Raw genomic sequence first — 22485 nt, 5'->3', positions numbered from 1 at the left:
ATCACAATACGCGGTTGTTGTGTCATAAAACAGTGAGGCTTAATTTGGTTAACTCGAAACTTATTGCACTACTTCCTGATCTGGCTTCATTCATTTTGATTGTTGATGAAGGCAGCTTTACCGCCGCAGCGAAGAAACTCAACGTGACACCATCTGCACTTAGCAAGCTAGTTACGCGACTTGAGCAGGCGCTGTCAGTCAAGCTATTTGAACGTACAACACGAACCTTGATCATTACACCAACAGGTCAACAGATTTATGACCAAGCCATTGTAATGGTTAATGCAGCGCAGCAAGCGTGGGAGCTGTCTACAACTGATCACACAAAACCAACAGGAGCCCTAACGATAGCAGCTCCTGAAGCTTTCCTTAACTCAGTCCTACAGCCTTTTGTTATCCCTTTTCTGCAACAGTATCCAAGCATACAACTTAAGTTACGTGTCGCTGACGGAGAAATCGACCTACTAAAAGATGGTATAGATGTCGCTTTTAAGCTCACTGATAAACCGGATGAAAACTTAGTTCTGAAAGAGATTGGAAAAACTAACCTTGTATTGTGCGCCAGTCCTGAATATATAGAAGCTAAAGGGATACCAGTTCATCCAACAGAGCTAGTTAACCATGATTGCCTGTACCTTGCCGAAACTGCAACTGATAACATCTGGGATTTTTTTAGAGATGATGAATTCCACTCCGTTGCGGTTTCTGGACCCTACGCTGTCAACCACTCACAAATGCGCCTCAACGGTGTAAAGCAAGCACTCGGTATAGGCATATTCCATGATTTTGTGATAACACAAGCCATTGAGTCACGCGAGGTCGTTCCCATCCTGCCAGACTGGACAATCAAAAGTAATTACCATGGCGTTGTCGCAATGCAGTATTCGCAGACAAAGTACATGCCTGCTCGTCTGCGTGTTTTTATCGACTATATCACCAAAGCTTTGAACGAAAAACTGAATCCAGTCATTCCAAAAACTACCATGTAATACCAAGCAAGCGGGCTGGCCAAGTTACTTGCCCTTGCTCAATAAGATCGTAAATGGTGAAAAAAACACCACATATAATAGCAAGCTTAATCAGTCTATATACAATCACCATGGCGCAATACTGTTACCTTTTAAGGGAATAGAGTCGCTTGAACTTATCAGAATTGGCTCAATATACAAGCCTACATACTTGTTGTTTGACGATTGGCTCTAGTCACTCTCCATGTAAACGCGGACTTTGGCACTTTAGTTAATAAGATTCCACCTAATAAAGGCACTAAAAGTCCCAATGACCGTACAGACAAGACTTCATTATTAACATAAGCAGAGATAAACAGAGCCACAACAGGGAAAATCAAAAAGCAAATAGATGCTTGAAATGGAGTAGATACCTGCCCTAGCTTAAAGTAGGCGACAATTCCGCCGACACTTGCAACAAAACCTAAGTAAGCAACTGCTGACATCGACTCGCTACTGAAAGCGTGATAATCAATGCTCTCGCCCATGAAAGAGACAAAAAACAGTAAAATAGAAGCAACAAAACATGGCAACGCATTATAAGTGAGCACTTGAATATCTTTACAATGTTTTTGCACCAATACATACATGACCGCATGAATTACCACAGCCATCCCAAGACAAGCGCTACCAATAACGTAATCTGTGCCACCTAACTGCATCTCAGTCCCAAGAATTAGCGACAAGCTTAACACTGCAACGACAAGACCAAATAGCTGATGCTTTGCTAAACGTAGTCCGAGAAACAAACCAGACATTAGCATGACCGCAACTGGCATGTTGGCAAAGATTATCGACGCCAAACCCGATGATATGTACTGCTCACCATAGATCATTAGGGTAAATGGAATGGCAAAATACATCATAGCGACAATCAGCACCCATTGCCCCTTGCCTCTTGGAAATAGCAGCGGTTGTTTAAACAGTTTTGCCAATGCTGCTAATAACGGAGCAGCCAACAAGAAACGCATCGCGGTTGCAAAAATAGGAGGGATGGTCTCCAGTGCAACTTCCATAGCAAACCAAGTGGTTCCCCAAATTAAACAGACAGAAATAAAAAGCAGACAAGACACGGATTTTGAGTTCATGAGACCATTCACCTAACGACAAAACTACTCGGTAAAACACTACTTAGTAGCGAACTTAAGACGTGTCACAGTATACAAATTTACCTGGAGAATAATTTTATTTTGTTATCTATCAACGAATGATTTTTTAAAAAATACACCCACAAGGTAAGCAATTTAAGGAAAATTTTTCTAGTGGAATCTATAAGTAAGTAACAATGTTTATTCTGTGGGTTTAGAATATTCTACTAATGGCTATCACTTTTAATATATTGCCCCCTAACGGCTACCTATGTTAGCTTCTTTAATATGAACCTATATACACATTTATCATTTCAAACTTGTTGGTGGCGCTCTATATAGAGCGGCCAAGACTTGTTTCGTCTTTATGCTGCTGGAATAACAGCATACAGACGTAAAGCTCTATGAATTATCTCCAGTAGCAATCACTCAAGATAGGAGAATTAATTCATGACAAATCAGCATAGTAAAATTCAAAACCAGATCATATTAACAGGCGACCGAGCTACAGGACCTCTGCATTTAGGTCACTATGTTGGTTCGCTGCGGCAAAGAGTTACACTACAAAATTATAACGATCAAACAATACTTGTCGCAGATATGCAGGGCTTAACCGACAATGCCAACACCCCTTCTAAAGTCTCTTCCAACATTCTTAATGTTGTGGCTGATTACTTAGCCGTAGGTATCGATCCAGCACAAACCACTATCTGTTTACAATCGCAGCTCCCTGCACTTTCCGAAATCACAATGTACTACAGCAATTTAGTCACCATCGCGAGACTTGAACGCAATCCAACCGTAAAAGCCGAAATTAATAACAAAGGATTTAATCGATCAGTGCCCGCAGGTTTCTTGACCTATCCAATATCTCAAGCAGCTGATATAACGGCATTTAATGCGTCACTGGTCCCTGTCGGAGATGACCAGTTACCCATGCTCGAACAAACCAATGAAATCGTCAGAAAAGTAAATTCGCTGGCTGGAAAGAAGGTACTAAGTGAATGTCAGCCATTACTCAGTAAGTCCTCACGGTTACCAAATACTGATGGCAGAACAAAAATGTCAAAAACCATGGGCAATGCGATTAATCTTGGCTCTAGTCCTGATGAAATTACTGCTGCTGTAAAATCTATGTATACCGATCCGATGCACATTAACATTAAAGATCCAGGTAAAGTTGAAGGCAATGTCGTCTTTACCTATCTTGATGCTTTTCACCCTGATGGCGCTTACATAGAATCATTAAAAGAGCACTATCGTACTGGTGGCTTGGGAGACGCTACAACCAAGCGTATTTTAGATGAATGTTTACAAGAAATATTGAAACCAATCCGACAAGAGCGCAGTAGATTACTCTCTGAGCCAAGTTACCTTTTACAAGTGTTAGAGCAAGGCAGCAGAATAGCTAAGAGTAAAACCGAGCGCACATTACATAGAATAAAAGAGGTATTTGGGTTGAATTTATTTAACCTCGAATAATATTCAATTCAAACATTAATATTTAAATTATCATTAATATAAACATTATTGAGAATAATAACCAAAATAAAGCAATTGGGGTGTTTACATATTATGTTGAAGGTTAGATCAAAGTCTTGTCGTGCAAAAAACAACCATTGCATTTTATTATTTATGATTATATTTTGTTGAAAAATATAAGTAGTTTATAAAATAAAAATGAATGTTGTGTTTCTTTTGTTAACATTGATGTCTTTTACCGTTATTGGGAACCCTCTTCCTGATGACGAAAAGCTAATAGCTTCATTAGTCGAACGTAACGTCATATGTAAAGACCAATCTTATGATCAGAAGCTTAAGTCTCTCCAGATTTATCTTTCGAAAAAAAATAGTAAAACCAACAAGATTGATAATAGCAGCAAACAAACTACTTATGAGCATATGAAGAATAAACAATGTATTTCAGCACCAAAGGATTAGGTACTGAAAATTCATCAAAGAATCTCTCACCGTCAGGAGAGTTGTTCACGCAACGTAATAACCACGACTAAAAGTGGAGTTGGCAATAAAAATATAATAAGGAAATAATATGGCTTGCATAAGGAAAACATTGCTAGCAACAGCAGTGATGGCATTATTTAGTGCCAGTGGTAACGCGAAGACACCTATTGACCTAGGTGTTATTAACGAAGAGAAAATTATCGAGATGCTAGAAAGAAAAGGCATTCTTGATGAAAATTCTTCAGTCGAAGAGCAGAAGCTTGCTCTTAATAACTACTTAAATAAAAAACTCGGTAATAATTTTCAAGGAGATGCTCAGTTCGGCAAAAAAGCACTTGCACAAAGAGCGAAGATATTAAAGTCAATAGAAACCAATAAAGGTCAACATAAAGCACATGTATTTGCTTTTGATCTATCAGATAAACGTACTGATAAAGTTTTAGCTGTACTGGTCGATTTTCCGGATCTTCCTTGGAATGAGAACAGACTCACTTCTGAACACACTGATATGCTCTACGATAGCTATCAGCCAGAACACTACCAAAGCCTACTTTTCTCCGATACTGGTTATACTGGCCCGAATGGAGAAAACCTTATCTCCATGCGCCAATACTATGAAAGTGAATCAGGTAAAAGTTACAGCGTAGCCGGACAGGCTGCAGGTTGGTATCGAGCATCAAAAGAAGCCGCATTTTATGGCGGAAACTCTCCTTCTACAGACAACGATCTCAATGCTCAAGAGCTAGTTCGTGAAGCTCTAAATCAACTCGCTCAAGATCCTAGCATTAACCTCGCCGATTATGACATTGAAGACAGATATGACTATGACCAAGATGGTGACTACCGTGAACCAGATGGCGTAATAGACCATTTAATGGTTTTCCATTCATCCGTGGGTGAAGAAGCAGGTGGCGGCGTATTAAAAGACGATGCCATTTGGTCACACAGATATAACCTCGGAAAGTATCATGTCTTGCAAGGTACCAGCAGCACCGTACCAAGCCGCTTTGGCGGTAGTTATGCTGCATTCGATTATACAATCCAGCCCATTGATGCCGCCGCTGGTGTCTGTGCTCACGAATACGGCCATGACTTAGGCCTGCCTGATGAATATGATACTCAATATACAGGTAAAGGTGAGCCGGTATCCTACTGGTCCATTATGTCGTCTGGTAGCTGGGCTGGTAAAATTGGTGGCACTCAACCTACCGCATTTAGCTCTTGGGCAAAACAATACTTACAAGAGTCAATCGGAGGAAAGTGGCTCATAAATCAAACCATTTCCGTTGATGATTTAACAGATGAAGGAGAGGACATCACACTTCATCAAACCATAGACAATGACAAACAAAACATGGTTCGTATTGATCTTCCGATTAAACGTACCACTGGGCAAAAACCTTACTCTGGTAGCTATGGTTTCCATTCGGGCAAAGGAGATGATCTCAAAAACTCAATGTCACGTGAAGTGGCTTTACCAGAAGCAACCAATATAAAACTGGTATTTAAAGCATGGTATCAGATTGAGAAAGACTATGATTTTGCTAGGGTTTTGATCAACGATCAGCAAATTGAAGGAAGTATTACCACACTAGACGATCCTAATACCACTGATCTCGTTCCTGCTATTTCAGGTGAGTCTGATGGTTGGGTCGATGCAGAATTTGATCTTTCAAACTGGTCTGGACAAACCATCACACTCGGTTTTGATTACATTACTGATGGTGGCTTAGCAATGGAAGGGCTACATATCGATAACATTGAAATCATCGCCGATGGCGTAGCAACCCTAATCGATGATGGAGAAGCTGAATCTAGTTTTGCACTCAATGGTTACCGATTAAATAACGGCTTCAACGAGTCACCCCACTACTATTTGCTACAATGGCGCAGTCACAATGATGTTGATGAAGGGCTTAATAATATCAAGCGCTTTGGAAGCTTAATGTCCTTTGAGCCTGGCCTTATCGTCTGGTACGTTGATAACTCAATGACCGATAACTGGGTCGGCAAACACCCAGGAGAAGGCTGGCTAGGCGTTGTCGATGCAGACCAAAATGCAATGATTTGGGAAAATTCGGGCTCGGCTGCTCAAACTCGCTATCAATTGCGTGATGCAAGCTTCTCACTTCAAGATCAGGCGCCTATGACTCTTGAGAATAAAGAAGGAGATATACTGCGTGATGTTAGTCTTCTAGGCAATGCCTACTTTGCTGACAACGAAGACTACTCTAACCCTCAAGCACCAGATGCTGGTAGATTACTTGCCGAACACGGTGTTGCAATCGAGGTTATCGAGCAAGCGGCTGATAATACCTACGGTGTGATTCGAGTATCAAAAACACCAGAGCCTAATCAGCTTCCCATCGCTGCATTTAGTTTAACGGTCGATGGAATGACAGTGACAGCAAGTAACATGAGTTCAGATCCTGACGGCAGTATTGTCGATTACTTATGGGACTTTGGTAATGGTGAAACAAGCAAAGAAGCGTCTCCTAATTGGACTTATCTCAATGATGGTCGTTATACAGTGTCTTTAACCGTTACTGATGACCGTGGCGATCAGCACACAACAACAGAAACAATTTTTGCTGAAGATGACAATATTTTACCAGAGGCAACAGCTAAGTATATACACCTAGGCCGCTTGGTGACTATGTGGTCGACAAGTACAGATGCCGACGGACGTATTGTTGATACTGAATGGGTTTTACCAAACGGTGACATCAAACGAGGACGTATGTTCACAGCTCTATTCCCAAGTTATGGAGAACATCAAGTTCGCTTAACCGTTATGGATGACAAAGGTGACAAAGTCAGCACATTAATAGACGTCGAACTATAGTTCAAATTTTACCTATTAAGCGCAACAAAAGTTGCGCTTTTTTATACCCCAAAACCACCAGTTCGAATGGTAAATATCCCCTAAGTCAACTCCAATTAACAAAATAAGAAATAAATATCATATTAGAAACAAAAAAAGCACCAAAATGGAACAAATTTAACACCCCGATAACTAAAGAATCCTGTATAAAGTATGATCTAAATCGAATCTTGATTGATTTTTTTCATGAATATTTTGACTGTTTAGTGCATGCCATGCGATCAAAGATGAGCAAACACTCTACAATCAGAATAATAAGTGAAGGATCATGAATAAAATTCTACTTTTAGCTGGTTGCATTTTGGCGGCGCCAGCACTCGCAGATGAAACGTCAACCAACCTGAAGCTTGGACAGATGGAATACGACCAAACAATTCAGGGTAGGCAAACCAGTACCTATGTCAGATGTTGGTACCGACTCTCTCACAATCGAAATGACACAGATGCCGATTGGGAATGGGCAAGAGATGAATACGGTCGATATTATGAAATACAGGGTTATTGGCGCTCTTCTATATCGGTTAAGAATATGTTTTATACCAGTACCGCTCAGACTGATATTGAACAACGCTGCAAGGAGACATTGGGTGTAACTCATGATGCGGCAGACCTAATGTACTACGCATCAGACAGCCAAGTTTCATACAATCACAGCATTTGGACCAACGACCCCGTTAATAATGATAAAATCAATAGAATCATTACATTTGGCGATAGCCTGTCAGACACTGGCAACTTGTATAATGCATCGCAATGGGTATTCCCAAATAGAAGTTCATGGTATTTAGGACATTTTTCAAATGGTTTTGTATGGACTGAATATCTTGCTAGACATAAACACCTCCCATTATATAACTGGGCAGTCGGAGGGGCTGCGGGAGTGAACCAATATGGTGTGCTAACTGGTGTATACAAGCAAGTCACATCATATCTAAAATACGTGGATAAAGCGGAGAACTACAAACCACAAAACAGCCTAGTAACATTAGAGTTCGGCCTCAACGATTTAATGAATTACGATCGCACTGTCGCTGATGTCAAAGCCGATCTAAGCAGCGCTCTGATTCGTTTAACCGAGTCTGGAATAACGAACATTCTTTTATTTACTTTGCCTGATGCGACAAAAGCGCCGCAGTTTAAGTATTCAACCGTCGAAGAAATCAATAAAGTCAGCGCCAATATTATTGAATTCAACGCCTTTATCAAAGAGCAAGCTGAACTCTATAGAACCAAAGGGCTTACTATTGTCCTTTATGATGCTCACGAGAGGTTTAACCAAATCACATCTGATCCCAGTTCATATGGGTTTGAGAATGCGACCGACTCGTGTTTGAATATCAATAGAAACTCAGCATCGGACTATCTGAAAAGTCATTCACTAACTAATGAATGTGCTTACCACGGCTCAGATAAATATGTTTTCTGGGGAGTGACTCATCCAACAACAGCCACTCACAAATTCATCGCCGACGACATCATTCAAACCAAGTTAGACCAATTTAACTTCTAAACACTGCTTGCATAGAGAGATGAAGTTACCATTGACTTCATCTCTTTTAATGCCTAGTTAAGCTCTACCTAGACTAACATGGTCTCTATATACCGACCTTTATCCTAAACGTTAAAGTAATCGCTCATAACACTATCAACCCAAACTGGTTGGGTAACCGCCTCTTTATCGACCAAGAATTGTTTAAACACTGGTTTAATGTCGACGACCAGTGACCCATTTATCGCATCCAACCCTTTTACTCTGAGTGTATTGCCTGAAACATTAACAATTGAACAATCCGTAACACCGATTTTGTTTATACGGTTTTTCCCTCTTTGAGATAAAATGCCTACAGGTTCAATGTTAGAATTGTTTCTTGGGTGTCGAGCACCCAAGCAGATTTTCTCATCGATAACTTTATGCATATAAAATATGACAGTGACATGAGAAAATGAACTAAGCCCTATCAAGGTTTCATCAGGTATCTCATCTTCAAGTACAATGTCAGAGATAACACTACCCCAATAATCATCTTGAGGAGCATCAATACTATTCTTAACCGTTGCGATAGGTTTAATACTGATCATTTTTTATACCTATATATTGTTCTTTTTTTATATTTATCATAAATATCAATGTGTTATCAAGACAAATAACATGACCAGCTCCTTCACTCAAGAAAGCAGTCTGATAGGCAAGTTAGAATATGCACTACCTAAACTGCTTAACTGTTTTGCAAAGCTTCTTTTACCGCTGCTTGAGCATGTATTGCCGTTGTATCAAACACCGGAATATCGGTATCAGTATTATCGATGAGTAAACCAATCTCGGTACATCCCAAAATAACCCCTTGAGCCCCCTCCGCTGTTAGATCTTCAATAATTGTTTTAAAGTCTTGCTTTGAACGAGCACTTATCTTTCCTACACAAAGCTCATCATAAATCACATCATGGACAAGCCTACGTTGTACTCCATTGGGAACGATGACTTCTATACCAAACTCGCTATTAAGACGTTGTTTGTAAAAATCTTGTTCCATGGTAAATGCCGTTCCGATCAAACCTACTTTTGTAACTCCTTTGTCAACAAGACATTGGCCAGTTGGGTCAGCAATATGAAGCTGCGGGATGGTAACGCTTTCCCCAATCTCATGGAAAACCTTATGCATTGTATTTGTCGCAACAATTATAAAATCGGCACCAGCCTTTTCTAATGACTGAGCGGCTTGACTCAAGATTAAAGCAGCTTCGCCCCACTCTTCACTTTTTTGTAAACATTCAATTTCCGCAAAGTCCACACTATAAACAATCATTTTGGCCGAGTGTAGACCTCCTTTTTCATCATTAACTGCCTGATTTATTAATTTGTAGTAGCTTGCCGTTGACTCCCAGCTCATACCACCAATCACACCAATTGTTTTCATTTCGATTCCTTTCTCTAGACATAATCACATCATAATCAGATGTTTAGTAAAAATACAATCGATATTATGAAACAAAAATAGCCTTTCGATAGTAAGAATTAACTCAGATTTAATGTTAAGTTATTTTTAACGATAAAGAACCGTATTTACGTGAAGAAAGGCTTATTGTGAAACCAGTTTTTGGCTCTTCTCAACTTAGAGATGGCTAGTTTTATTGGGTAAGCAAGCTTCTAAGCTTTTCTTCTACTCCCTCTCTATCTTGCTTATAACCTAGCCAATATTCCCCTTTGTTTTCTCCTTGAGCCAAAAGAAGCTGAATTCTTTGCTCAATACTCGAATTTGCATTCTCTCCCAGTTGTTCCTGCAAATCTTGACTCATGTCTAACAAGGACTGCCTCACTTTACTTTCAAGAGTTTCTACTGCTTCTTTGTTTTTCGAGTGGATGATATTTGGCGTCGTCATGATATTAAAAAGCAATCTTAGTCTTAAATATTTACTTTTTAAGAATTCGGGACTAAATCTCTGGCTTTCTGACTTAGTAATACCATCTAAAGATACTTCTTTATCGAGGAAAAACTTTAACGGATCGATGTGGAGTTTATCTGCCTCACCTTCAATATTAGCTGGATAAAACATAGGAAGTGATGCCGCCTCCATCATTTCATCAGCACTAATAAGATGTTTGGAGTCTGCAGGGACCTCATCGTCTACCACAGCACCAACACGTTTATGCAGCGCAGCAATACATTCCGTAATTTTCGGGATCAACGACTCTCTATGGTTTGTATAACTTTGATTATCGCAAGAAAACATCACATCAATATCCGAACCTGGCTTATTATCCGTGGTGAATCGTTGATTTCCAGATGCGTAGGAACCATATAATATTGACATCCAAGTTCCCCCATAAGTACCTGCTAACAAATTGGTAAACTTTGCTATTTCTTCTTTAACTTCGATAGGATGAGTGCCCGAATCAAGATTGGTGATAAATTTATCTATTTCAATAGGGTCAAGCTTTCTACCAATTAGTGCTGGAGATTCTGGAAAATCAAAATACTCAGATGCTAGTGGACGTCCTCTTTTATCTGGATTGTGATAGGCTGGGTCATCATCAACACCTATCCTTTCCCTTCCTTCATTAACGAAAGCATCTTCTCGAACATACCAAGACTCTTTTGACGGTTCATCATTTATGGTTTTAACAGGATACCAGTTGTACATAGGAGACTTTCTAAGATCAATTTGTTCAAACACTTCTTGGTTAGGACCTCTGCGCGAAGTGACTGCGGTTGAGACATCAATTGTTAAAGAATCTTTCTCACTAATTTCTTGTTTTTCCGTCCCTTTAATCAGTGAATTTTTCTCCAATTGAACAAGATGGGTCTTACCTATCACTTGTACATTTAAAAATTGTCCCTTCGGGCTAACCAAAGGTTTATCGCTACTATTCTGGCGTTGAACCTTCACCCTTCGCACGGGTTCTGAAGGTTTATCGGCGATAAAACTTTTTTCTCTCTTCAGCGTATGTCCTACCTTCTCTACCGGTAAGATATTGCTAGATTCATCAGTTTTATTCTCCGATCTAGAGGACTCAGTAATAGATGCAGGGCTTGCTGAAACCTTTACCATTGTTTTCTCCTGTGGTATCAAAACCCACTCAACGGGCGGGTTACTGGGTTGAAGTGTTATGTTATGGAAAGAAGTGGTTAGAAATTAGCGAATAGGTTCATTAATCTTTAACCGATTGAGATCAGTAATACCGCGACTAATACTTTGTGAATAATCACTCCAGCATTGAAGAATATCGTTTTTCATCACTTCACACTGCCCCTCAGAAAGGTAGGGGTTCATGTTATATATGATCAATCCATGGGAAGCACTGGTCTCTTGGTTCTGCCGAAACGACTTGATAATGCTGACATTAGGAACGTTTTTACCAGAAAGCACCAACTGTTGCATATAGTCATAAAAACCCTCAAGTAATAAATTAGTGCTGTAATCTTTATTTAGTAAAGCCGTAGGCTTAATACTAAATATGACCTCCCAACCACACGAGGAATCATTCAAAACTGAAATCTGCTCATCAGCCAATACCAACTTTAACCTCTCGGCTGAAGACAGCAAACTACCCAAGTAAGTTCTCAGCCCAGTAATACCAAAGCGTTGCAACGAAACCCAAGCACTCGCTATTCCTGATGAAGAGCGAGAGTTTTCAAAAGTTTCAGTAAAGGCTGACAAATCGCCGTAGACTAATGGGTTATAACTATGTCGTTCTTCTTCCAAAGCCTTTTTACGAACAAAGAAACTACTCGAGTATGGACATAAGGCATTTTTATGAAAGTCGACACCGAATGAATCAAACTTTTCAAGGGCAGAAAACCGACTAGTCACTGATTTAATTTTTTCGACCACTGTTTGTGAAAGCTCTAACTGGAGCAACTCGAACTCTGAAGCAGAAACGAAACTAAACCAAAGCCAGCCGATAACGCTATCAAGATGTAAATATGGCTCGTAACTCAGATGCATACGCTGACATACTTTTTGACTCGCTTTAAAAATAGTCGCTGTATCGTCGCACAAAAAATCCAATGTTGTACCACCACAAGCTATAATTCCAGCAACACGTTTACCTAGTCTGACCTGTTGTTCAAATACTTTTTCAAGTGCCTCGGAGTCGATACCATGTGATGATGAAACAGGAATACGGATACAAGCATCTTGCCCAAGCCCTGCAAGCTCACACACATGTTCAATTGAATAGTGCGCTCCTTCTGCGGTAAGGATTACAAGATCATCAGGAACACCTTGATACTTAGCTTCCGGAGCCACTCTATCAATAGCCGATTTGATGGCATAAAGGAGGGTCTGCTTTCCACCGCTACAAGAAATACCAGATGCATTATCCCAGCCAACTAGACGCCCAACAGAGCGAGAGACTTGCTGTTCAAAGAGAAGAGATTTTCCCCCGTAACTATCCATAATTGCATTAATATTATACAGTTGCATAAGCGATGCAGCGGCGACGGTTTCTGGGATAGGCTGGGGCACCATATTATATACTTCATTTGTTGATTGGGGCCTAAGCCCTCCTTCAACAATTTCACTGAGTGCAATAATAGCTTCTTCAGCAGAACAACCCCGTTTGGGAATTTCACATCTAGTCAGTTCGTCGCAATAGACAAAAGGTTCTACAGAAAACTTAGGGCCGGTTGACTGCTTTGCCTCTATTTTTTCAATACCCAAATTGAGTAAATGAAATAACTCTTGAACTTGGTTTTCAAACTTTATATTTCCCGTATTTTTGGTCGCGCCTTTTACAATTTCCAACATTGTTTTTTACCTAATTTAAGGGGTAACGACATGCGATTCATCAACGTAAAAAAGAGAGTCGAAATGTCATTCACAAGAACTTGTGTTGATATATTTTCTTCTTGTGTAAGGGGAAACAAACAACTGATTGAAGAATCACTCGAATAGTCAATATTGCATATTGTCAGTTACTAATTCAGTGAAAAAACATGAATGGAAATAAATTTTATGAAATAATCAACACGTTTAATTTTATTATAAAAAAAATAACATATATGTAATTAATATGCATTTTAAATTTGATATGAATCACAATTTTATATTATAACGATAAGCTAAACACTCTAATTAAAAATTGTTGCCCAGTGCTAAAAAAAAAGCCCCAAGTTATTAACTCAGGGCTTAGAGACAAGCATATTCGCTTCTAGTCGGAATTTTCTTCGATTGGAAGAACTTGCTTCACATAATTTCCTGGAGCAGAACCTATGACAGGGAACTGTTCACTGCCAACATCAAACGGTTTACGCTGTTCTCCGGAGCTAACGTTCAAGAGCCATTGATGCCAATGTGTCCACCAAGAGCCCTCAGTATGGTTTGCATTCGCTAGCCATTCATCTGCATTCTCATCTAAGCTCTCATTAGTCCAAAAGCCATATTTGTTTTTATCGGGATGGTTGATGATACCGGCAATATGCCCAGATTCACCTAAAACAAAGGTCTTATTCCCACCCACATTAAGCGCACCACGATAAGTACCTTGCCACAAAGCAATATGATCTTCTTTTGTAGACACAAAGTAGCTCGGTATTTTAATTTTATTAAGATCTATCCACACTCCGCCTACTTTTACGCCCTTTTGCTTGACCAATTTATTGTTAAGGTACAACTCACGCAGCATAAAATTGTGACATGAAGCGCTCACATTTGTACTGTCACTATTCCAGTAGAGTAAATCAAAGTCGACCGGACTTTGTCCCTTGAGATAGTTGTCTACATAATAGTTCCAGTAAAGACTATTCTCTCTGAGCAAGCTAAAAGTTACACTTAATGAGCGTCCATCCATATAGCCTTTTGCATTGTTCTGCGCTTCAATAGCATTAATGATGGTATCATTAATGTAAGCCCCAACTTCTCCTGGTTGAGAGAAATCAAGTAACGTAGTGAAAAAGGTCGCGCTCTTAATGCGTTTTTTCATTCTCTTGGCTGCATAATAGGCAATGGTACTTGCGAGTACCGTCCCACCGATACAATATCCAGCAGCGTTTATTTGCTCTTGACCCGTAATATCTTCAATCGCCGCTACCGCTTTAGCAACGCCTTCTGTAACATAATCACCAAATTCAACTTCACGTTGCTTCTCACCTGGATTGCGCCAAGACATCATAAATACTGAGTGCCCTTGTTCAAGTAGCCAGCGAACGAGTGAGTTCTTCTCACGCAAGTCTAGAATGTAGTATTTATTGATAAAAGGAGGCACAAATAGCAAAGGTGTAGAGTGAACATTTTCAGTCAATGGTCGATACTGAATAAGCTCAAATAACTCATTACGATAAACGATATCACCAGCTGTATTCGCAACATCATCACCAAGTCTAAATGAGTTGTTGTTCGTCATTCTGATCTTTAGGATGTCAGCACTTGATTCTGCATCTTCTTTCAATTGCTCAAGTCCTGACAACAAGTTTTGACCATTTTTCTCTAGTGTCAATTTTAGCAATTCTGGGTTCGTTGCAATAAAGTTACTCGGCGAAACCGCATTGATGGCTTGGCGAGAGAAAAAGCTGATACGCTCCTTTGCCTTCTCATCTAGACCTTCGATACTATCTATTGTCTTCAAATAAGTCTGGCTAAACAGCAAATAGGATTGCTTAATAAAGTTATAGAAAACATCATTTTTCCATTCTTCATCAGAGAATCTTTTATCGCCCTTTTCTGCCTCAACTACAGTTTCACCATTTTGTGCTAACGCAACGTTTTGCCATATTTGTAATTGTTGTTGCCACCATTCAGCTTGGATCTGTAGTAACACTGCTGGTTGATTGGCCGCGCTTTCAAAAAGTTTAGAGGTATCTTCAAAGTTAACTTCTTGCATTGCTTTGTTGAGAGGGGAGTTAACGGCTGCCCTGCTTAGTTCCAGATCTTCCCACCATTTTTGATTGGTTTCTTGAAGCTTCACAAGGTAGTCCGAGAAGAAGTGTTGATACATGTTGCTACTCCTATGATCGGAAAAAGTGCCGCGAGTCAGGCGGCACCATAGTCAATATTATACTGGAGTCAGTGTTATGCTGGAGTCACTGTCTTGAGGTTTTCCGTTGTCAAATGGTCAACATCATCTTTGAATTCTTTCGCAATGGATTGTAGCTTGTTGCTATCATCCATCATTTGTTGAGACAGCTTAGAAAGAACCGATAATTGTTGGCTATTGAAGGCTGTAAGTGAAGTCACATCTTTAATTTCACTGGCCGCTTTCATTTGGGTTAGGCCCATTTCACTGTAGGTACGAATTGCGTTTAATTGAAGTTCAGTTAACACTTCAACATTTTTAGTCACAAGCTTATTGAACTTTAGGTATGGTTCTAAGCTTTTCTCTGTTTGGTCTGTAAAAGATTTGAAAAAATCGGTATACATAATAATGCTCCTAGGTTAATTCCATTATTTTCGGCTTATTTTCACTACGTTGAATTTAAGCAATTGACTTGATGACTACTGCCGTTCCCATACCACCACCAACACACAAGGAAGCGACACCATAGCTTCCAGTTCGTCTGTTAAGTTCATGAACTAGAGAAACGAGAATTCGGTTGCCTGACGCGCCAAGTGGATGGCCAAGTGCTATCGCACCACCATTTACGTTCGCTTTTTCCAATATGGAGCCAACGGGAACATTATGGACATCAGCAAGTTGGTGTATTACTCCAAGAGCCTGAGCGGCAAAAGCTTCATTAAGCTCATAGAGATCAACTTCGTTTGCTGAAATATCGGCTTTACTTAAAGCCTGTGTCACAGCTTCTACAGGCCCTAGCCCCATGACTTCAGGTTCTAAGCCTGACTGTGCATAGCTGATAATTTCCGCTATCGGCTCAAGACCATATTCTTTGACCGCTCTTTGGCTAGCAACCACAATCGCACTTGCACCATCATTAATACCCGATGCGTTACCGGCCGTAACTGTGCCACCTTTTTCAAACGCAGGGCGAAGTTTCGATAGCCCATCGATAGAGGCATCCACTTTAGGATATTCATCTGTGACGAAATTGATGATTTGTTTGCGTTGCTTAACCTCAACTGGAGTTATTTCATTTTCAAAGCGACCCGCTTCAATGGCAGCAGCGGCTTTCATTTGACTTGAAAGAGCATACTCGTCCTGCTGCTCTCTGGTGATGTCTAACTTTCTTGCAATATTTTCTGCAGTTGTACCCATGTGGTATTGATTAAATACATCGGTCAAACCGTCACTGATGAGCAAATCCATCACACTCATATGGCCCATTTTATGGCCATCACGAACTTGACTAGGAACAACAAATGGAATTTGCGACATAACTTCAACACCTGCAGCCACAACCACTGAAGCATCACCGCTACGGATATGGCTCACTGCATCCATCACAGTTTTCATACCACTTCCACAAACCATATTCACAGTGTAGGCTGGCACATTCACTGGTATGCCAGCATGAACAGCCGCCTGACGGCCAACCCCCATACCTTGACCAGCACCAACCACATTGCCAACGATAACTTCATCAACAAGATTGGGCTTTATATTCCCAGACACCAGAGCCGCTTTGATTGCTGTAGCTCCTAAATCCCCTGCTGATATATCTTTGAGAGTGCCTCCAAAGCTACCAATAGGTGTGCGCTTTGCTGCAACAATATACACTTTTTCCATAAACAACCTCAGATTAATGCATGTATAAGCCGCCATTTACAGATAAAGTTTCACCTGTAATGTAAGCGCCAGCATCACTAATTAAAAACGATACAGACTGAGCAACTTCTTCTGGTGTTGCTAAGCGTTTCATCGGAATTTGAGCTTTAATCGACTCCAGCACTTCTGGCTTCATTTGCTCGACCATAGGCGTACCAGTGTAGCCTGGTGCAACAACATTCACCGTAACACCGCTGCGAGCACCTTCAGCAGCAAGCGCTTTTGAAAAGCCAATCATTCCTGCTTTAGCCGCTGAGTAGTTGGCTTGACCAAATTGGCCCTTCAAGCCATTTACTGATGATATGTTAATGATTCGGCCATTACCCTTCTCACACATGGCATCAAATAAAGGCTGAGTGACATTGAATACACTGTTGAGATTGGTATCGATAACTTCCTTCCAAGCAGAAGCGCTCATCTTTTTAAACATTGAATCTCGAGTAATACCCGCGTTGTTCACCACGACATCCAATGTTCCCTCTTCTTGCATTAGCTGTATAAGGCGCTCAGCGCACTGCTCAGTATTAGTGACATCAAGCTCAAATAAGCGGACCTGATCCTGACTAAACTCTTTGTCATTAAACCAATCCAGAGCACTCTGATGATTGCCCGTAGAGTATGTTGCGATAACACGGTAACCTTCCTTAACTAGCTGCGAAGAGATTGCAGAACCTATTCCACCTTTTGATCCTGTGACCAAAGCAAGTTTTTTCATTGATGAGACTCCATTAGTAATAACTCGATAATTTGTTTATCTGCTATTAACCGATGCTACAAATAAAAGCCAAGTGACGTTATTAGTTATATATAAATCAGGAAACAGCTGTACCCGTTCTATTATTTTAAAGTAAAGACTTAATATTTCAGTTCAAATACTTTTTGATTTTAGTTGCATAATGTTGAAGGAGATCCCATATAGTATGAAATGTTACTCTAGTGTTAAATCACTTCATCTTTCTGTTTTAAAAGGAATTTATTTAAATGATAGGAATAATTTTAATTTATAAATCTATGTTTTTTATGCGGTTTTTATTTTTATTCGTTATTACATAGATCTTATCTTTGAACTCACTCTGTTATATCTAATAGTAAGATGTTTTAATTTTATCATTAAACTTCATATCAAAAATGAAATCGATTTCAAATTATAATTATATAATTAGAAAGTAATTAACATTGTGGCTTAAGTGCATTTATAATTAATAATATATTTCAATCAAAATGCTGAGAGAAAAGATAAAGCGGATTTTTTGATGTACTTAATATCGAAAAAATACGAAAATGTTAGTCTGTGACTGGCATTTAAATAATACCTAACTAAATAGATAGTCACCCTGATTAGGGATCATGACAAGCTGTTAAACCTAAGAATCGGTAATATCGATGTCAATGAAAAGACTTAAAAGGAAAAGTCTGCACTTTGCAGACTTTATTGAAAGCTGTTCAGAAGACTCTGATAGTTAGTGTCAATAATCACATAGGTAATAAGATACATTATTGAAAACAGTAATGCAGATATGCCTAGTGTCACTTTAGGTGGAATAACCCGTTTTAAAGGCTGTTTGAGGTACTTTGCTTTCAAATTAACTAGAGAAACTTTCTCGTTTTCCACCATTCGCTCGTCTTTTATTAAACGATAGATGGTATTAGCGATGTCAGAAAGCTTTTCCTGTCCACGTTCTTCTATACCATACTTACCTTGAAAGCCTAACTGTATTAGCAAATAGAGCAATTCAATCACATACCGATAGCGTCTAGGATCAGCCTTAAGCCGTTCTAGAATGGTAAAAAACTTATCGCCACCTGAGGTCTCGTTATGGAACTCAGCAAGCAAACTATTTTGGCTCCAATTGCTGTTAGCTCCCCATTCTTGGCGACAAACTGCTTCGTCAATAGCTGCACAGAGACAATACCGAATAACCAATACCGATGCTCGGTCAACCTCCATCTCATTCAACTTTCGTTCCCCCTTGCGAATCTCGCGAGCAATCTGTTCCCTAAATGGCTGAGGGTCCTCGAGCCAAGGAATAGAAGACATGCAAGACAGGCTAGCAATTAGCCATGAAAATTGATCCACCAGTGGATTGACGCCCATTTTTTCTATACTGGGATCTTTAAGTGCTATATTGCGGGATAAATCAGGAGCGGGCATGACCTCCATAGGCTTGCCCAAATCGGGTTGGAATAAAACAACCGTTACATCATTATCTACGTAACTCATACTCTTACAGCCCATAATTGTAGAGATAAATTAGCAAAATCACCGGAAACATGAACCGCAATGGCCGACGCCTGCTCCAATGCTGCCCACTCTTCACTGGCTCTCTCCAATTCAAAATAGGTATAACCTGCGTGATAAGGCAATGCTCTTGGTACGACAGGCATAGGTTTAATTCCTATTCCAGGTAGCTGAAGATTAATAAGATCTCGTATGTTATCAATTGAACCGATTTTGGTTTGGCTGACAAACTGAGTATGAAGTATATCCAGCGTAACATCGGCTTTAACTGCAAGAATAAAGGTGGCGGACTCAACCACTTTCTTGTCAGGAATGACCGCAGTACGAATACCAAAGTTTTGTTCCTGCAGTGTCAATGGTATTGCTCTTTGCTCAGACATTACGCTCAAAGTACGTTTGGTATGCTCTAATATTTTTGACATGCAAACCGTTAAATCGCTGTGATTGTATTCAACAAATTCTGGTGGTCGGCGTGAAGTGGAGCATAGAGTCGAGAGTTCACCTTCTACTTGCAGAAGGATCCGATATAAGGACTCTGGGTGCACACCCTCGACACTGGAAAAGTGCCAAAATAAAGGTTCGTAACGATTAAGTGCTTGTAAAAGCATAAAATCAGACACCGTAGAGACTCCCTGCTGATCGACCGTACCAAGGCGCTCAACAATAGAGTCTGCTCTGTGTTTTAACATAGAAGCAAATTCATTGGTAAACTTGGATAGTAGATCTGATGCCTTAATATCGATACAAGTAGGAATGTAGCGATCATCGAGAACAATACTGCCATCCGTCTTCACTTCTGATATTTTCAAAATAGGGATACCAGTGTAGGCACTACGGTCCTCATCTTCATACATCAGACAAAACTTTAGCTTACCTATGGCAATATTTGCGGTATCTTCACTATCGTAACATGAGTCAACTGCGTCTTGGTAACTCACTATATAACGTGCATCATTTCTATCGGAACCGAACAGCTCTTCGCGTTCCGAGGGAAGTGGGCAACACAAGTAAATCACTTTATCTGTTATCGATGGGTCAACTTCTTTAACATCGGGCACATCGGCGAGAGCTGGCAAATCAAAAGGCGTTTTATCTTGAAGTACGCCCGCCGCACTTGTTACCGCAATCTTTCCTTGAGTCAAAAGCTCAGTATTAATCTTGATTCGATTAACTCCCCACATTAGTGGAGAACTATTCGAGAACAGCATACTACTCCGCTTAGACTGAGAGCGGTCTAGCTGTTGGAAGTGTTGTGGCTTCATGAACATGCCATCTTGCCACACAACTGGATTATATAGCGACATCTCGTGCCCCTTAAAAATAGGTTTGCTCAATTCCACGCGTCGAATCGAACGATAACTCGTTTTCATCTAGCTTCAGTTTTAGGAAATACTCTGATTTTTCTTCAATTAGCTCGATTTTTCTCCATGATGAACCATTGATGTCACGAAAAGCTGCCGAAAAACCTAGCGCTCTTGTTGCAGGGTCAAGTTCCAATACTTGATGAATTTGCTCACCAGGTTTTAGTTGGTACTCATAGCGCTTAATATATTCATCGCCAAGGGATGCTTTATCGTTGTCAAATAATGCAAAAAAATCTAAGTTACGAAACAATACAGGAGATGAAAGCTCGTGAATGCGCAAAATAACAGGTGAAGGCTGACCCATTTTACGTACATTAAGCTGGGGAGATGCCTCAATAACGAGTTCAATGGAAGAGGTTTCTGGTGTAATACCACTTGATTCTTTAAATTGCTCCCACATTGAGCAACCTGACAAGAATAGTAGGATTAGCAGGTAGGTAAGTTTACGCATGCTTTTCTTTTAACAACCTATTGTAGTTTTCTTGTACGAGTTTCTTTGTGCCAACACCATGTACACCCTTTAAGCTCTCTAGATAGTGTAACTTGTATGAATCCCACAACTTCTGTTTGATCAAAAAACCCTTATTATCATTTTTTTGTTCGAACACTATGGGATCATATTGACTAATACTTTGCTGAACATAACTATTGAGAGCTTGTTCATAGAGTGATTTATGTTCACTGATTTCATCAAGCATTTGTTCCACTAGTTCATTCGGCGAAAGCATGCTCTGTTTGTTGAGATCCAACATTAAACTTATTAAGTCAGTATCTGTCGCTGCGTGGGATTGTTTCAACTCTTCAATTTCAACTAACTCATGCTGCAATTTAGTCATACACAAACGTAGACACATGCCCATTTGCTCGAAAAGACGCGGATCCTCTTTCAACAGTGAATCATCTGATATGCCCAACCCTTTTCTAAAAGCATCGATAATATTTACTGTATCTGAAGGAGCTGCGGCTTCTATTTCTGTTGTTTGTTGGCTAGGAGCGACTTCTTCCCATTCTTGAGCCGACAGCTTAGTGGAAGCGGACTGAGCAATCGTGCGGTCGTTTGACTCTTTTAAAATCGTCTCTCTGGCTATTGATTTCTCAACAGTCCTAGTTTCATCACCTGACATCCAATCTTCTGGAATTAAACTAGGTGCATCAAATTCTGAATACACATTTAAGCTATCATCTACAAGCTGGCGCGCAGACTTTCCGATTGAAGGGGCTTTTTCAATCTCACCTGTTTCAGACCTAATTAGATGATCATCATCTTTGTCTAACGAGAATTCAAGATGTGCCATAGGATCAGACATGTCAGAGTCTTCTAACTGAGTTTCTAGGAAAATTTCCTCTAAAGGCCCCTCTTGCTCCAACTCAAACTCTATCTCATCTAAATTGGCTAATGGATCTTTATTATCCCTATCTGGAGTAATATCGCAGGCAATATCTAAACGGCTTGATTCTCGTTCCACACTTACCGATAGTTCATACTGACCAAGCGAAATACAATCCCCTTCGTGAATGGGAACAGGCTGGTTTTTTAGTAGCTTATTACCATTTACAATTAGTCCATTAGTACTAACATCGCTAATATAGTACGCATCGCCATAAATACTAACAAGGCAATGTGTACTCGATATATAACGATTGTGATCAATCAAAGGTACTGAGCAGCCTGGATTACGGCCAATGGAGCCGCCATTTTCTGGCAGCTCAATAAATTTAGCCCCCGTGTACTCTTCAGGGTGCTTTGATATAACTATTACTAATCGCTCCAACAAAGCTACT

The 22485-nt window shown here is 40.0% G+C and carries 17 protein-coding genes; 4 read left to right on the top strand and 13 right to left on the bottom strand.

Features of this window, described 5'->3' with window-relative positions; all coding sequences use genetic code 11:
• The first annotated feature begins 44 nt into the window (after positions 1 to 44).
• Entirely contained in the window at positions 45 to 989 is a 945-nt protein-coding gene (locus FIV01_RS20070; protein WP_152432708.1) for a LysR family transcriptional regulator, read from the top strand.
• 182 nt (positions 990 to 1171) lie between these two features.
• Here the strand turns inward: FIV01_RS20070 and FIV01_RS20065 are convergent, their stop codons facing one another.
• Positions 1172 to 2095, bottom strand: a complete 924-nt coding sequence (locus FIV01_RS20065; RefSeq protein ID WP_152432707.1) for a DMT family transporter — start codon at positions 2093 to 2095, stop codon at positions 1172 to 1174.
• 450 nt (positions 2096 to 2545) lie between these two features.
• Here FIV01_RS20065 and trpS point away from each other — a divergent pair, with 450 nt between their 5' ends.
• The 3 genes from trpS (at position 2546) to FIV01_RS20050 (ending at position 8451) form a co-directional block, all read left to right on the top strand.
• The gene (trpS, locus tag FIV01_RS20060) at positions 2546 to 3577 is read left to right on the top strand and encodes a tryptophan--tRNA ligase (RefSeq protein WP_152432706.1); all 1032 of its coding nucleotides are present in this window, start codon (positions 2546 to 2548) and stop codon (positions 3575 to 3577) included.
• 568 nt (positions 3578 to 4145) lie between these two features.
• Positions 4146 to 6902, top strand: a complete 2757-nt coding sequence (locus FIV01_RS20055) for an immune inhibitor A domain-containing protein (protein WP_152432705.1) — start codon at positions 4146 to 4148, stop codon at positions 6900 to 6902.
• 304 nt (positions 6903 to 7206) lie between these two features.
• Positions 7207 to 8451, top strand: coding sequence for an SGNH/GDSL hydrolase family protein (locus FIV01_RS20050; protein WP_415846753.1), 1245 nt, complete (start codon positions 7207 to 7209; stop codon positions 8449 to 8451).
• Positions 8452 to 8555: 104 nt separating this feature from the next.
• On the opposite strand, the gene FIV01_RS20045 is transcribed toward FIV01_RS20050, so the two are convergent.
• From FIV01_RS20045 to tagH, 12 genes are all read right to left on the bottom strand, one after another.
• Positions 8556 to 9020 (bottom strand): TrmO family methyltransferase domain-containing protein, encoded by a 465-nt coding sequence (locus FIV01_RS20045; RefSeq protein ID WP_152432703.1) that lies wholly within the window; start codon positions 9018 to 9020, stop codon positions 8556 to 8558.
• 137 nt (positions 9021 to 9157) lie between these two features.
• A complete protein-coding gene (locus FIV01_RS20040; protein WP_152432702.1) occupies positions 9158 to 9856 on the bottom strand; it encodes an aspartate/glutamate racemase family protein in 699 nt (232 codons plus the stop codon).
• Positions 9857 to 10067: 211 nt separating this feature from the next.
• Complete coding sequence (locus FIV01_RS20035; protein ID WP_152432701.1) at positions 10068 to 11489, bottom strand: cell division protein ZapB; 1422 nt, start codon at positions 11487 to 11489, stop codon at positions 10068 to 10070.
• 84 nt (positions 11490 to 11573) lie between these two features.
• On the bottom strand, positions 11574 to 13190 hold the full coding sequence (locus tag FIV01_RS20030; RefSeq protein ID WP_152432700.1) for a pyridoxal phosphate-dependent decarboxylase family protein: 1617 nt from the start codon (positions 13188 to 13190) through the stop codon (positions 11574 to 11576).
• 403 nt (positions 13191 to 13593) lie between these two features.
• Complete coding sequence (gene phaC, locus FIV01_RS20025; RefSeq protein WP_152432699.1) at positions 13594 to 15375, bottom strand: class I poly(R)-hydroxyalkanoic acid synthase; 1782 nt, start codon at positions 15373 to 15375, stop codon at positions 13594 to 13596.
• 74 nt (positions 15376 to 15449) lie between these two features.
• Complete coding sequence (locus FIV01_RS20020) at positions 15450 to 15797, bottom strand: phasin family protein (RefSeq protein ID WP_114783670.1); 348 nt, start codon at positions 15795 to 15797, stop codon at positions 15450 to 15452.
• Between the two features lie 55 nt (positions 15798 to 15852).
• Positions 15853 to 17061 (bottom strand): acetyl-CoA C-acetyltransferase, encoded by a 1209-nt coding sequence (locus FIV01_RS20015; protein WP_152432698.1) that lies wholly within the window; start codon positions 17059 to 17061, stop codon positions 15853 to 15855.
• Positions 17062 to 17074: 13 nt separating this feature from the next.
• Complete coding sequence (locus FIV01_RS20010) at positions 17075 to 17815, bottom strand: SDR family oxidoreductase (RefSeq protein WP_152432697.1); 741 nt, start codon at positions 17813 to 17815, stop codon at positions 17075 to 17077.
• A gap of 714 nt (positions 17816 to 18529) precedes the next feature.
• Entirely contained in the window at positions 18530 to 19321 is a 792-nt protein-coding gene (icmH, locus tag FIV01_RS20005; RefSeq protein WP_160928258.1) for a type IVB secretion system protein IcmH/DotU, read from the bottom strand.
• Complete coding sequence (gene tssK / locus FIV01_RS20000) at positions 19318 to 20643, bottom strand: type VI secretion system baseplate subunit TssK (protein WP_152432695.1); 1326 nt, start codon at positions 20641 to 20643, stop codon at positions 19318 to 19320. The genes icmH and tssK overlap by 4 nt, the downstream gene beginning before the upstream one ends.
• Before the next feature lie 10 nt (positions 20644 to 20653).
• Positions 20654 to 21154, bottom strand: coding sequence for a type VI secretion system lipoprotein TssJ (gene tssJ, locus FIV01_RS19995; RefSeq protein ID WP_152432694.1), 501 nt, complete (start codon positions 21152 to 21154; stop codon positions 20654 to 20656).
• Positions 21147 to 22478, bottom strand: coding sequence for a type VI secretion system-associated FHA domain protein TagH (tagH, locus tag FIV01_RS19990; protein ID WP_152432693.1), 1332 nt, complete (start codon positions 22476 to 22478; stop codon positions 21147 to 21149). Before tagH ends, tssJ begins: the two co-directional genes overlap by 8 nt.
• Positions 22479 to 22485 lie beyond the last annotated feature (7 nt).

It is taken from the genome of Vibrio aquimaris, assembly GCF_009363415.1.
GTDB lineage: Bacteria > Pseudomonadota > Gammaproteobacteria > Enterobacterales > Vibrionaceae > Vibrio > Vibrio aquimaris.
This window is presented reverse-complemented; position numbering and strand designations above follow the sequence as displayed.

Bases quoted from the DNA above. Each gene is read 5' to 3' on its own strand.
- FIV01_RS20065 (WP_152432707.1), bottom strand. From the start codon at position 2,095: ATGAACTCAAAATCCGTGTCTTGTCTGCTTTTTATTTCTGTCTGTTTA.
- trpS (WP_152432706.1), top strand. From the start codon at position 2,546: ATGACAAATCAGCATAGTAAAATTCAAAACCAGATCATATTAACAGGC.
- FIV01_RS20055 (WP_152432705.1), top strand. From the start codon at position 4,146: ATGGCTTGCATAAGGAAAACATTGCTAGCAACAGCAGTGATGGCATTA.
- FIV01_RS20045 (WP_152432703.1), bottom strand. From the start codon at position 9,020: ATGATCAGTATTAAACCTATCGCAACGGTTAAGAATAGTATTGATGCT.
- FIV01_RS20040 (WP_152432702.1), bottom strand. From the start codon at position 9,856: ATGAAAACAATTGGTGTGATTGGTGGTATGAGCTGGGAGTCAACGGCA.
- FIV01_RS20035 (WP_152432701.1), bottom strand. From the start codon at position 11,489: ATGGTAAAGGTTTCAGCAAGCCCTGCATCTATTACTGAGTCCTCTAGA.
- FIV01_RS20030 (WP_152432700.1), bottom strand. From the start codon at position 13,190: ATGTTGGAAATTGTAAAAGGCGCGACCAAAAATACGGGAAATATAAAG.
- phaC (WP_152432699.1), bottom strand. From the start codon at position 15,375: ATGTATCAACACTTCTTCTCGGACTACCTTGTGAAGCTTCAAGAAACC.
- FIV01_RS20020 (WP_114783670.1), bottom strand. From the start codon at position 15,797: ATGTATACCGATTTTTTCAAATCTTTTACAGACCAAACAGAGAAAAGC.
- FIV01_RS20015 (WP_152432698.1), bottom strand. From the start codon at position 17,061: ATGGAAAAAGTGTATATTGTTGCAGCAAAGCGCACACCTATTGGTAGC.
- FIV01_RS20010 (WP_152432697.1), bottom strand. From the start codon at position 17,815: ATGAAAAAACTTGCTTTGGTCACAGGATCAAAAGGTGGAATAGGTTCT.
- icmH (WP_160928258.1), bottom strand. From the start codon at position 19,321: ATGAGTTACGTAGATAATGATGTAACGGTTGTTTTATTCCAACCCGAT.
- tssK (WP_152432695.1), bottom strand. From the start codon at position 20,643: ATGTCGCTATATAATCCAGTTGTGTGGCAAGATGGCATGTTCATGAAG.
- tssJ (WP_152432694.1), bottom strand. From the start codon at position 21,154: ATGCGTAAACTTACCTACCTGCTAATCCTACTATTCTTGTCAGGTTGC.